Genomic DNA, 13,623 nt, shown 5'->3' with positions numbered 1-13,623 from the left:
ATTATTGTTTATACAATATTAAAAGTTAAAATTATGAATAACAATATATTTCAAAAGATAAAAACAGGACTTGCTTCAGCACTGTTGTGCTCACTTGTTTTGGTATCATGTACCGACAATTTCGAAGACATGAACAGAAATCCTGCTCAACCTACCGACAAGGAAATTCTTGAAGGTTACTACAAGCTGGGTGCATTTTTCCCTCAGATGCTCAACTATGCGTATCCTGCACAGGAGAATGCTTACCAGATGGGCGAAAACCTTATCGGTGACCCATACGGACGCTATCTGTCTATTGCAAATACATGGTCTTCAAACTTCTCTACTTTCAATGCACCTGCCGGATGGATCAACTCTCCGTTTAAGGATGCTTTCGAAAAAGTATATGGTGGATGGACACAAGTGAAGGAGCAAACCAAAGGCGAAGGTCCTCTTTATGCATGGGCTCAGATATTGCGTGTTACGTCTATGCAACGTATCACAGACCTCTACGGACCTATCCCTTACTCCAAAGTGGGTGGAGGAAGCCTTGGTTCGGCTTACGACAGTCAGGAAGACGTATACAAAAATATGCTTGCCGATCTGGATGCTGCTATTGCCGAGCTTACAACATTTGTTGCTGCCAACCCCAACTATACGGCGATGGCTAAATTTGACAAAGTATATAGCGGAGATTTTACCAAATGGATAAAATATGCCAACTCGCTCAAGCTTCGTATGGCGATGCGTATCGTATATGCAAATCCCGAACTTGCTAAACAAAAAGCAGAAGAAGCCGTAAAACATACATTGGGAGTAATCGTAAGCAACAATGATATTGCACAGAATGCATTCCCTCAAAATCCAATCTGGACAGTAACGACATCATGGGGCGACTCGCGAGCTTGTGCCGATATTATCGCCTATCTGTCGGGCTATAGCGATCCCCGTTTGTCCAGATATTTTACAAAAAGTCAGGTGTCAAATGGTCCTGAATATCTTGGTTTGAGAACAGGTATTGCTGTTCCGGGAAAAGACTGGGCCGATAAATATTCGTCTGCTACTTATACCCAAACAGCACCAACATTGTGGCTTCCTGCTTCGGAAGTAGCATTCTTAAGAGCCGAAGGAGCTCTAAGAGGCTGGGATATGGGTGGTACAGCCAAAGAGCTTTACGAAGAAGGCGTTAAGCTGTCATTCTCTCAGTGGTTGGCAAGCGGAGCCGATGCCTATCTGCAAGATGCAGTAAGCAAACCGGGCGACTACAACGATCCTGATCCTGCGTTGGCAGCAAAAGCCATAAGCACGATCACAATAAAATGGAACGATGCAGATCCGTTCGAAACCAAATTGGAGAGAGTTATCACTCAGAAGTGGATTGCAATGTATCCGCTGGGACAAGAAGCATGGAGCGAACAACGCCGTACCGGATATCCACGTTTCTTCCCTGTATTGGTAAATTCGAATACCGATGCAAATCTGAAAACAAGATTCGCTTCTCGTATTCCGTTCCCGCCTGATGAGCAGAACAATAATACACAGAACTACAACGAGGCTGTGAAACTGCTAGGCGGACAAGATAACTATAGTACAAAACTATGGTGGGATAAGAACCCGAACAAAGGATGGTAAAAGGTAAAAGAAAGATGATTGCCCTTTTATACGTAAATGCCCGTTTCGGCATCTGATAGATTTGATATTGGATTTCGGATAAGTACAGGTAGTAAGATTCGTTCTTGCTACCTGTATATATTTTATGAAAGACCTGTATTGTTACGATTTGCATGCCGACCCAAAACAATTGTTGTTTCGTGATGTTACAAATGTAGAGATGATTGATGAGTCAGGTGTCAAAATTATGCTCCGAGAAAGACGAAGCAGTCAAAAGAAATGACACGCTTATTATATTTACTTCTTTATATTAGAGGGAAATAAATATTTTTTCTACCTTTGCCGAAATAATATGGGAAGATATTTAGCTCTGGATTATGGAACAAAGCGGACAGGTATCGCAGTATCGGATACACTTAAGATAATAGCTAACGGACTGACTACTGTGCCCACCCATACTCTTTTGGATTATCTGAAAACATATTTGCAGAAAGAAGATGTAGAGCGCATCATTGTGGGTTTGCCAAAACAAATGAATAACGAATATTCGGAAAACATGAAGCATATCCGTCCATTTGTTAAGAAGTTGCAATCTCTCTATCCCGATATGCAGATAGAATATTATGATGAGCGGTTCACTTCTGCCTTGGCACACAAAACAATGCTGGACGCAGGATTAAAGAAAACAGACAGACAGAACAAAAGCCTTGTAGACGAGATCAGTGCGACTATTATACTGCAAGGGTACATGGAAAGTTTACGATTACAAAGCAAATAATTAAACAATGATATTACCAATATACTTATACGGACATCCGGTGCTTAGGAAAGTCGGAGAAGATATTACAAAAGATTACCCAAATCTGGAGACGCTTATCGACAATATGTTCGAAACCATGTACAATGCCGATGGCATCGGACTGGCAGCACCTCAGATAGGGTTGGCTATTCGCCTTTTTGTGATAGACCTCGAGCCGTTGGCCGAAGATGAACCCAAATACGCAGGATTTAAGAAAGTGTTTATCAATCCTCGGATAGTAGAAGAGTCGGGCGAGCCTGTGAAGTTGGAAGAAGGATGCCTCAGCATACCGGGAATCAACGAAATGGTGGAGCGTAAAGAGAGAATCCGCATTCAGTATCTCGACGAAAATTTTGTGGCTCACGATGAGGTGTATGAAGATTTCTTCGCACGTTGCATTCAGCACGAATACGACCATATAGAAGGCGTACTGTTTGTAGATCTTATCTCGGGAATCAGAAAACAATTGATAAAATCTAAATTAAATAACCTACTAAAGGGGAGGACAAATTGCCGATATAGAGTAAAACCGGTGCAATCAAAAAACTAAGACCTGTTATTATGAAAAGTGTGATCAAGGTATGTATAATACTTGTTTCTATTTTTTACAGTCTTAGCTCTTGTGTAACAAACAAGGACACAGACTTTTTACAAGACATAAAACTTAAATATCCCGAAACGTCAGTCAAGCCCGATCAATATCGTGTGATACCGGGCGACCAACTCAGCATTGTTGTATATGCGTGGGATGAACAAACCAAAGCCATGTTTTCGGCTTATACCCCTCGTTTCTCGGGGCAAGGTATCAGCGAGCGTACAGGAGTCGACGCTTACTCGCAGACAAGAGGTCTCGACGATGCAGCCGGAGTACCTCCTGTAACCGTATATGCCGACGGAACGATAACATTTCCCTACATCGGTAAGGTGTATGTGCAAGGGCAAACGATGCTCGAAATAAGGAATGTTATATCAAACAAGCTGAATGCCTATGCCGACGGAACTACTGCCGAAGTGTCTCTCTACAACAGATACTTCAGCATACTTGGCGAAGCGGGGGCAAATCGCATACACATGCCCAGTACGACCATGACTATCTATCAGGCTCTCTCTATCGCCAGCACGATAGGAGCATACGCCGACAGATCGAAAGTGAGCATTATCCGCCAGACGGAAACAGGGTCTACCGTAAAGACATTCGACCTCCGAAGCAAGGATATTATAGATTCCGAATATTACTATATACAGCCCAACGACGTGTTGTATATCCCTCAGATGAAACGTAAGTTTCTTGGTACAACCACTTCTTTTGCCGGTTTGTTCGGTTTGCTGACATCAGTGGCCGGGGTTATTGTATTTACACTTAGAGTATTTTGATATGAAGGCTATAATATATTACATGTTATCCGGTTTGATGATGGTTGGTATATTCTCTTCCTGCATCTCGAGTGAAGAAATAAATTATCTGCAAAATATCAACTTGCAATATCCTCTACAGCCCTATACCGAATACAGGCTGGCTGTGGATGATAAAATATCATGCTCTATCTCTACCAGCGACGAAGAAGTATTCCGTGCTTTCAACTCGGTGGTGGGTCCCAATCAGAATGCCCTGAAAGCATATACCATCTACAGCGACAGTACAGTTATTCTCCCTTTCTTCGGCAAAGTCAAGGTTGCAGGCCGTACGGTTCAGGAGGCAGAAGATATTATCCAGAAGCTGATACAGGAGTCTATCCTCGATGCACAAGTAAAAGTGACATTGTCAAGCAACTATTTTTATATACTTGCGTCTAACAAACAGGGCTTCTATTCTGTTTATAAAGATAATATGACCATTTATCAGGCATTGGCCATATCGCAGCAGACTACGGGTACGATGGATTTGTCGAAGGTAAGTATCATCCGTAGAGACGCTTTGGGGAATTCGGTAGTAAAAACTTTCGACCTCAGAACCCAGGATGTGATTCAGTCCGAGTTTTACTATATACGCCCCAACGACCTGATATATTTCCCTACAAACAAGAATTCGTTCTTTAATATAGAATCGTTAGGCTCGTTTGCGGCAACGATGATGATCCCTCTTACATTCCTCGTGTATACGGTGATGTATCGCTGGTGATCGATATAAATACAAAAGCAACCCTTTCTAGCACAAATACTTTGTTACGATGGACATAAATAATAAACCTGGAGCTGATACGGATCCGTATTTCGAAGAGATAAAGGCCAAGACGACCTTGTCTTTCGACTTCGTACTTTGGTTTTACCGCATATTGAAATACTGGTATCTCTTTGTTATTTCGATAGCGCTGTTTATGGCATACGCATTTATAAAAAATAAATCGTGGGTGCCTTTCTACGGAATTCAGGCTATGATAATACTCGAAGACCGTGGGTCGAGTATGATATCGGGAGCAGTGCCGCTGGGAAGTATCTTGCGTAATACCGAAAATCAGCAGATTGTATTAGAATCGTACGGGCTTACCGAAAGAACGGTAAAGAACCTGCCGAAGAAGATGCATATCGACTATTTTATCCAGACAAGGTTTAAATATATCAGCCTTTACACCGATTCGCCCATCGAGATTGCTATCGACAGCCTCGAAACAGATATTACGCCCGAGGCGTACAGCAAAGTGTTTGATGTGTCATACGTTAGCGATAGCCAGATACGTGTGAGCTATAAGGATGGTTTGGACGGAGAACCCGAAGAAGCCTTCAATGTCGTGTTTGATAGTCCTGTAGAGAATAAATTCTTTAAAGGGACGATTCGCAAAACGAAGAATTTCAAGCGCGACTTTCTGCCCTTTAGCTTCCGCTTCTTTACCAATAGCCAACTCACAGGGATGTATAGCGGACGGGTGTCTACTGCCCTCAAAACCGAAAACTCTACTGCTCTTACCGTCAGCATGTACGGAACAGATCCGGCTAAAGATATGGATTATCTGAAAGCTCTTTTGGATGAGTTTCAGGATTATAATCTGGCTTTGAAAAACCAACAAGCCGATCTCACGATCAAGTTCCTCGATGCCCAGATAACCGTTATCAACGACTCGCTGAATATATCACGCCTCAAGCTCGAACGATTCCAGAAAGAGACGGGAGTATATGAGGTGTCTTCGGCTACCGTGAGGCGGGAGCTTGATGTTGCCGATGTGGATCGAGATCAGGTGGCGATGCGAGAAAAAACAGTACTGTTTACCACACAGAAGATCAAAGAAGGCATTATGGGTAGTTCGGAACTGATAGACCCTGTAAGCATAGGATTGACAGACGAAATAAAATTGTCGAGATACGTTGAGGAATATAATCAGGAGCTTAGGAAATCGAAGAACTTAGGACCTAAGAGTCCGATTTATATGACGGCTATCAACAAGCTCAACGAGAGCCGTGTGCAGATATTGAGAGAGCTGCAACTTATTCAGGTGAAGCTTCAGGATCAGAAAGACCTCTTGGTGAAGAAATATCAGAACCTCGATCTCAAACTTGACAACCTGCCTCCTCAGGAGCGCGACCTGATAAAATATCAGCGAGAATATAACGTGAACGAGATGTATCACCAGTTTCTTACCCAAAGGCAGTACGAAGCCAAGATACAAAGAGCATCCAATACACCCGACAACTTTATATGGGAATATCCACGTATGGTTGGCGGAGCGATGAATACGGGCGAGAAGAGCAAAAATTATATGTACTTCCTGATGATTGCTTTGGTTATTCCGTTGATCTTTGTCGTAGTCAAAGAAGAGGTACTCAACTTTGCGATTACGTCTAAAGAGGAATGTGAAAAAATATCGGGATTGCCTGTTATCGGGACTATCGAGAATATCTCGAAAAAGCTCGCGGGCGGTGTCGTGCTGGTGAAGAATTTCCCCAAATCGAGCTTTGCCGAGTCGTTCCGAAATATGCGTGTGCGCATAGAATATATGGCTCAGCGGGAGAATAAAATCACTATATTGGTTACCTCAACCGAGCCTGCCGATGGTAAAACATTTATCGCTACCAATGTGGCTTCTGTGTACCAGTTGATGGGTAAGAAGGTAATCATCGTCGACCTCGACCTTAGACGACCTTCGGTAGGAAAAACGCTACAGATCGACGCACAAAAGGGAATATCCAACTATCTGATAGGGCAGGTTACTCTGGAAGAAATCATTATTTCGCACCCCGACTACGGATTCGATATTATCCCTGCCGGAACGCTGCCTCCTAATCCGAGTGAGCTGATCAAGACTGCCAAAACCAAGCAGCTGTTGGAACATCTGAAAGAAGAGTACGACTATGTGATCGTAGACTGTAGTCCGGTAGGTCTTGTTTCCGATGCCTACATTCTTTCATCTATGGCCGATACAACGCTGTTTGTGGTGCGCCGTGCCAAAACCAACAAGGCGTTCTTCAAGAGCGTGATTACACAACTTGGGTTCGATGGTGTGGAAAACATAGCCTTGGTGTTCAACGATGTGAAGGGTAGGGAAGGCTATTACGGAACATCACGTTACTATGGTGATAAAACATACTATCTGAAGAAGAATTCGTATTATCACGACGACTATTTTGAAAGTTAAATTTCGAAAAACTAAAAAATATAAAAAAGAGAGGCTCCAACGGTCTCTCTTCTTTTTTGTTAATGTATTATTCATATATTTGCCAATCGTTGATTAATACACTATAATCGTGAAAAAGTATCTATTCTCAATATTCCTGTTATTTAGCAGTCTGTCTAGTTTTGCCCAAATAAATACGGATAGAGTAATCCTCATCGGGAGAAATTCGCTTTACTATGAAGATTATGTACTTGCTATTCAGTATTTCAATCAGGTGATAAAAGCAAAGCCATATCTTGCCGAGCCTTATTTTTACAGGGCAATCGCAAAGTATTACCTCGACGACTTTAAAGGAACGGAAGACGATTGTACGTTGGCATTGGAGCGAAATCCCTTTATATCGAAGGCATATCAGTTGAGAGCCGATGCCCGCCAAAATCAGAATAATTACGACGGGGCGTTGGAAGATTATAAAGTGTCTTTGGATAACTATCCGAACGATAAGTTTACGCTCGTAAATATGGGTATTGTCAACATTCAGAAGAAAGATTATGGCCAAGCCGAGAAATATCTGAACGAACTGCTTCGCATATACCCCACATATACTCAGGGGTATCTGACACGTGGAGCCATGTATCAGGAAAAAGGAGATACTATTCAGGCATTCGAAAACTACAATGAAGCCATCAAGCAGGATAAGTATATGGCTCAGTCGTACTCTATGCGTGGATTGCTCCATTACTACAAGAAAGACTATGATAAGGCTTTAGCGGACTTAGACGAAGCCATAAAGATAGAACCTCTCCAATCGGGCAACTATATCAACCGGGGGCTTATTCGTTATTCCAAAAACGACCTTCGTGGCGCTATGGCCGACTACGACAAGGTTATAGAGCTTGATGCGAACAATATAATCGCACGTTTCAACCGAGGCTTGCTACGTGCACAGGTGGGTGACGACAACCGAGCCATTGCCGACTTCGATGTAGTACTCAAGTTTGAGCCTAACAACTATATTGCTTACTTCAACAGGTCTCTGATAAAGAGTAACATCGGCGACTACAATGGAGCCATCGCCGACCTCAATGTGGTGCTTGCCCAGTATCCCGAGTTTTATCACGGATTTTATAGCAGGGGCGAAATCAAACGCAGGCAAAACGACCTGAAGGGTGCAGAGCGTGACTTCAATTACGCACGAAGCGAAGAGGCCCGTAAGAATAAAGAAATGGCAGCCAAAGGAATTACCGAAGAGGAGGCTAAGACAAGGGAAACGTCGGACAAGGATATCGATAAATTTAACTTGCTAGTTGTTGCCGATAAGAAAGACGAAGAAAAGAGTAAGTACGAAAGTAACTCTCGTGGACGTATTCAGAACAAGCAAGTGCGCCTTGAGCTCGAACCTCGTTTTGTGATTACTTATTACGAAAAACCGAACGACATCAGACGTTTTGTATATTATAGCCAGTTGGTAGACGGTCTCAACCGCAAGGCTACATTGCCTAAAAAGTTGAGGATAACCAACAGCGAAGCCGCACTGAATGAGCCTCAGATAGCGGATCACTTTTGGTCGATAAACGAGCTGTCGAAACGTATAGAGGAAAGCCCTGCGAATGCAGAGTTATACTATGCTCGTGCGCTGGATTACATGCTGGTTCAAGATTTTGGCAACTCTATTGAGAATTTCAATAAGGCGATTGCTCTCGATCCTCGATTTACGTTGGCTTATTTCGACTTGGCGGTGGTATATACCAAGCAGTTGGAGCTGAAAGAGAACGTTCCGGAATATGACAAAAAATCGGAACAGCCCGATGCCCTTTCTTCTTTGACAGGAGCTAATGCGAAGAAAGACGCTACCTTGACAGGTGCAGGAGCATCGATGCTCGATCCGGGAAAGATGGAGTACGACCTCATTGTGAAGAACTACAGCAAGGTTATAGAGCTTAACCCTGAGTTTGTATATGCTTACTACAACAGGGCGGAAATACGCTACAAGCAAAATGATTTTCGTGCGGCCATCTTAGACTATAACGAAGCCATCAGACGCGACCCTCAGTTTGCAGAAGCATACTATAATCGTGGGTTGGCACGCTTCCAGATCAAGGACAAAGACCGTGCTTTGGATGATATGCGCAAAGCCGGAGAGCTTGGTGTGATAGAAGCCTATAGTATTATCAAGCGTATGACCGAGTAGTCTTCTCTTTATTAAGCGACTGAATAGAAATCAAATAATAAAAGATTTATTAGCTCCGAGTTCGGAGCTAATTTTTATTATATCTGCGACGGGGATTTTTCGGTGAAAGGTTATGACTAAAAATAATCGGTTGAAATGATCTCTCGAAAATAGGGGATACACTCAACCTTACTTTCCTTAAAAAACAAAAGAAGCCCGTATCTCAACAGGCTTCTTTTTGATATGCAGTAGAAGTGTTTGTCCCCCACTTCTTCAATAACACAAAATCANNCAAGGTGTGTTTATACCGTTAAATTGCGCTTGTTTAAGTGCCCAAGCAAGTGTATTGGCCCATATAGTGGAGTTATACACACTATAAACCGGTGTTGTTTTACCATAATTTGGCTTAGGTGTAGGGAACATATTCGTTGGATCCCAATTGAAAGGGCAGAGGGTATTTCCTGTTTGAGTATTTCCTGATGTAGCCGAATATACAGACGAGCAAAACCCTCCATCGCCAAAGTAAACCAAGTTGAGCGATTTGTGCTTAAATCCTGTTACATTCGCAAGATACGCAGCGTCAGCTGTTGATGTATAGTCGTCGCCCCACGAGTACACATCTATTTCTCCTGACGGAAGATTGGCTATCGACATAGCCCACGAAGCATCTTCACCCCAATATTTATTTCTTACGTCACCAAAAGGGCCATTTAGCACATCGTCGTTCACCGCTGTTGTTTTATAAACAGCTCCCGCTCCTCCTGTTGTTGATATTGCGCTTTGCGTAATGTTTGGATTTGAAAAGAGCTGGCGGAATAGTACCTGTGCACCTCCGTTGCTTGAGGGGTTGGCCTCCCAGAATAAAACCAATACGCCTTTTTTGTTTACAAAGTCTATGAGTGCTTGGCGCAACAATATCTGCTCCCCTGATGCTCCACCGGCATATATGTCTTGGCCAATATAGCAGATATCCACCTTTTTATTTGTCAGCTGATCCATGATATAAGATGTTTGTGTTAAATTTGGGAAACCATTGATGGCCGGATAAATAATATCAAAGCCTTCAGTCTTTACAATACTATTTTCGTTTTGTCCAAAATTGTTTGGCGAAGTCAATACCTCGTATGATCCTCTACCCGGCGTTCCCGGAACCCATCCGTAAAGATCTACATATCCTAACACCAACATCTTCTTTTTGGGTATCACCACAACTACAGTTGCGTTACAGGTAGTTACCGATTTCTGGCTGTTTGAAGTCAGAGTCATATACTTGTTGTTTACACTGGTAGGTATTCCTGTACCTTTGAGCTGTATGGTCATCGATGTTGAAGTCAGAAGTCCTTGATCTTTGAACGATATACCGTCAACAGTGTTTGTTTCTATCAGATATGTTGCTCCTATTGCGGCAGCGTCAACATTCAGTTTCAATTCGATGTAATTTGTATTCGGATCTAACGCTTGGTCTACCTTGTATACGCCTTTCACTTTTACAGAACTACAATCCATCGTGTAAAGCGGTTTTTTAGAAGAGTCTTTCACATTGATTCGCAAAGGGTCACAAGTGGTCAGTTGTTTCCCGTTTGCTGTTATTTTTATCAGGTCTCCCGGCGTTCCTACCGTATGGTTGGTTGGTGTTCCTGCTCCCGGGATAGAAAGAAAATAATAACCTGTAGCCAGAAAAACGCCCGAAGTGGTGAAGTAATAGCCGTTAGAAGGGTCGGGCATTGCAGTTATATTATATGCCCCTGCCTTGGTTACGTGCAATGGTATAGTCATGTAGTTGCTTGCATTCAGCGATACTTCGTTTTGGTATATACCTTCGAAAGTCAACGAGTCGCAATTGCCTATTTCTACAACGGCATTCCCTAACTTAGATTCGAAGCAATTCCATTTTGCGCCATCCCATTGGTTTAGTCCCAGACATAGTTCTTTATCGTCATCTTCTACCAAGTTGTATACAATCAGTCCGGTGTGCATCTGGTCTATACTTGCCTTGTTTGCTGCATAATCATCGTTAGGGCCGGAAGCCGGATTACTCGAGTCTTTCAAAAACATAGGGAAGAGCTGGTTCTTTTGCGAGAGGTTTACACGGGGTAAGGCTAACCCTTTGGAAGCATTGGCTGTACCATCAACGATATTTTCCTTGTCTTTCACCTGTAATAATGCTCCGGCTACAGTAGGCTCGCCCGAACCAATGGTTACTTGTGCATTTATAGCCAGGCTTGCGCAGAGAAAAGACACTAACAATAATAATGTCCCCAAGAACATCGGTTTTGGTATTTGCCTCATGTTTGTTTGTCTCATGTAGTTTTTTAATTTTAAGTTTTTATAAATAATCACATAGTTTTGTTTGTCGCGTACGACTTTATGTTTTTGTATCTTTTTTTATTCTTATCAAAACATCAAATTGTCCATCTCTTTGTTTGTGACAATGTTTTGTCGCTGTCGCAGACGAGAAGTATTTTGATTTTCATAAAAATATAATATTTTTTGTCATATACTTTTGTAAAGTTTAATGCCTGATTTGTTTATGACAAATAAAAGAGAGGGAATTGATTTAAAATAAAGAAAAACTATATGTAAACTGTCCTTATACTACCGATGAAATGAACATATTTTGTACATCATCAGAAAGAAATATATGCTTAACTAAACATACTTTTCTAGTCAGAATTCATAAATAAGTCTTCCGTATTACCGACTTGTATTGCCTCGTTTAATAAATGTTTGTCACAAATACCTTGCAAATATAATAATATTATATAAAAAAACAACCCTTTAATAATCATATAACTAAATAAATAAGAAGAGCTTAGGAAGAAGCCTTCAGTAAAATAGGCTTCGGCAATACGGATGCGGGGCATAAATAGCCGAATTGGATAAAATCTGTGATGGCTAATTATATTAATCTGTAAAAAATGTTTATTTTTGCAAGTTCTGGAAAGCAGCTTATTTGTAGGAGCTGCATAACTAAAAAAAGAGAAAGACGAATATGATTAAAATTACATTTCCGGATGGTTCCGTAAGAGAATTCGAAAAAGGAACAACATCTATGCAGGTTGCTGAGAGTATCAGTTCCCGTTTGGCGCAAGACGTGCTTGCCGCAAAGGTAAACGGAGAGGTTTGGGATTTAACAAGACCAATAGATACGGATGCGACGATCGAATTGCTGAAATGGGAAGATGAAGACGGAAAGCATGCATACTGGCATTCGTCGGCACACCTTATGGCCGAAGCGGTGCAGATACTTTACCCTCATGCAAAATTTGGGATAGGCCCTGCCATCGAGAATGGATTCTATTATGATATAGACTTTGGTGATACTCCTGTCAAAGATGCCGATTTTCATAAGATCGAAGCTAAAATGATGGAGTTGATAGCCAATAAGGAAGAGATCAAACGTCAGAGCATCACAAAAACCGATGCGCTAAAAATGTTTGGCGACCGTAACGAGGGGTATAAGGTAGAACTTATCAACGACCTCGCGGACGGAACCATTACAACATATACACAAGGGGTATTTACCGACCTTTGCCGTGGACCTCACTTGCCTAATACATCGTATATCAAGGCGGTGAAGATACTTAGCGCGGCAGGTGCATACTGGCGTGGCGACGAAAAGCGCAAGCAGCTCACACGTCTTTACGGTATCACTTTCCCTAAAAAGAAAATGCTTGACGAGTATCTTTTGATGCTCGAAGAAGCTAAGAAGCGTGACCACCGCAAAATAGGAAAAGAGCTTGAACTGTTTGCCTTCTCCGAAAATGTGGGTAAAGGGCTTCCATTGTGGTTGCCTCGTGGTACACAATTGCGCCTCAAACTCGAAGACTTCCTGAAGAAAATTCAGAAGAAATTCGAGTACCAACAGGTGATGACACCGCATATCGGTAGCAAATTGCTTTACGTAACTTCGGGTCACTATGCAAAATACGGGCAAGATTCTTTCCAGCCGATACATACACCGGAAGAAGGGGAGGAGTTCTTGTTGAAACCGATGAACTGCCCGCATCACTGCGAAATATATAAAATCGTTCCACGCTCATACCGTGACCTGCCTTTGCGTATGGCCGAGTTTGGTACTGTATACCGTTATGAGCAAAGTGGCGAGCTTCACGGACTGACAAGGGTGCGTGGGTTTACTCAGGACGATGCACATATTTTCTGTACACCAGAGCAGCTCAAAGAGGAGTTCCTCAAAGTAATGGATATTGTATTCATTATCTTCAAGGCGCTTAATTTCGAAAACTTCGAAGCACAAATCTCACTCAGAGACCCTAACAATCGTGAAAAATATATCGGTAGCGATGCAAACTGGGAAAAAGCAGAGCGTGCCATTATAGAAGCCTGCGAAGAAAAAGGCTTGCCGGCACGTGTAGAGCTTGGCGAAGCGGCATTCTATGGTCCTAAGCTCGACTTTATGGTGAAGGACGCATTGGGTCGCCGTTGGCAGTTGGGAACAATACAGGTAGACTACAACCTTCCGGAGCGTTTCGAACTCGAATACACAGGAGCCGACAATC

General features: G+C 42.4%; 8 protein-coding genes. All 8 read left to right on the top strand.

The features are described 5' to 3' along the window. The first annotated feature begins 33 nt into the window (after positions 1-33). Positions 34-1,611: a RagB/SusD family nutrient uptake outer membrane protein gene (locus B3P17_RS00870; protein ID WP_252638347.1), complete on the top strand. Its 1,578-nt coding sequence runs from the start codon at positions 34-36 to the stop codon at positions 1,609-1,611. Positions 1,612-1,942: 331 nt separating this feature from the next. Beyond that, positions 1,943-2,368, top strand: coding sequence for a Holliday junction resolvase RuvX (gene ruvX / locus B3P17_RS00865; RefSeq protein ID WP_006843792.1), 426 nt, complete (start codon positions 1,943-1,945; stop codon positions 2,366-2,368). A 7-nt stretch (positions 2,369-2,375) separates the two neighbouring features. Next, positions 2,376-2,939, top strand: coding sequence for a peptide deformylase (gene def / locus B3P17_RS00860; RefSeq protein WP_252638346.1), 564 nt, complete (start codon positions 2,376-2,378; stop codon positions 2,937-2,939). An 11-nt stretch (positions 2,940-2,950) separates the two neighbouring features. Next, complete coding sequence (locus B3P17_RS00855) at positions 2,951-3,763, top strand: polysaccharide biosynthesis/export family protein (protein WP_252638345.1); 813 nt, start codon at positions 2,951-2,953, stop codon at positions 3,761-3,763. 1 nt (position 3,764) lies between these two features. Further along, positions 3,765-4,508: a polysaccharide biosynthesis/export family protein gene (locus B3P17_RS00850; protein ID WP_252638344.1), complete on the top strand. Its 744-nt coding sequence runs from the start codon at positions 3,765-3,767 to the stop codon at positions 4,506-4,508. A 49-nt stretch (positions 4,509-4,557) separates the two neighbouring features. Further along, a complete protein-coding gene (locus tag B3P17_RS00845) occupies positions 4,558-6,954 on the top strand; it encodes an exopolysaccharide transport family protein (protein WP_252638343.1) in 2,397 nt (798 codons plus the stop codon). Positions 6,955-7,063: 109 nt separating this feature from the next. Then, on the top strand, positions 7,064-9,124 hold the full coding sequence (locus tag B3P17_RS00840; RefSeq protein ID WP_252638342.1) for a tetratricopeptide repeat protein: 2,061 nt from the start codon (positions 7,064-7,066) through the stop codon (positions 9,122-9,124). A 2,971-nt stretch (positions 9,125-12,095) separates the two neighbouring features. Beyond that, on the top strand, positions 12,096-13,623 hold a 1,528-nt coding region (gene thrS, locus B3P17_RS00830), incomplete at its 3' end, for a threonine--tRNA ligase (RefSeq protein WP_291102600.1).

This window comes from Dysgonomonas sp. UBA7630, assembly GCF_002483985.1.
Taxonomy (GTDB): Bacteria; Bacteroidota; Bacteroidia; order Bacteroidales; family Dysgonomonadaceae; genus Dysgonomonas.
Note: the sequence above shows the minus strand (reverse complement) of the source record. Positions and strands in the feature narration are given on the sequence as shown.

Coding starts and splice junctions, on each gene's coding strand:
- B3P17_RS00870 (WP_252638347.1), top strand. CDS start 34: ATGAATAACAATATATTTCAAAAGATAAAAACAGGACTTGCTTCAGCA.
- ruvX (WP_006843792.1), top strand. CDS start 1,943: ATGGGAAGATATTTAGCTCTGGATTATGGAACAAAGCGGACAGGTATC.
- def (WP_252638346.1), top strand. CDS start 2,376: ATGATATTACCAATATACTTATACGGACATCCGGTGCTTAGGAAAGTC.
- B3P17_RS00855 (WP_252638345.1), top strand. CDS start 2,951: ATGAAAAGTGTGATCAAGGTATGTATAATACTTGTTTCTATTTTTTAC.
- B3P17_RS00850 (WP_252638344.1), top strand. CDS start 3,765: ATGAAGGCTATAATATATTACATGTTATCCGGTTTGATGATGGTTGGT.
- B3P17_RS00845 (WP_252638343.1), top strand. CDS start 4,558: ATGGACATAAATAATAAACCTGGAGCTGATACGGATCCGTATTTCGAA.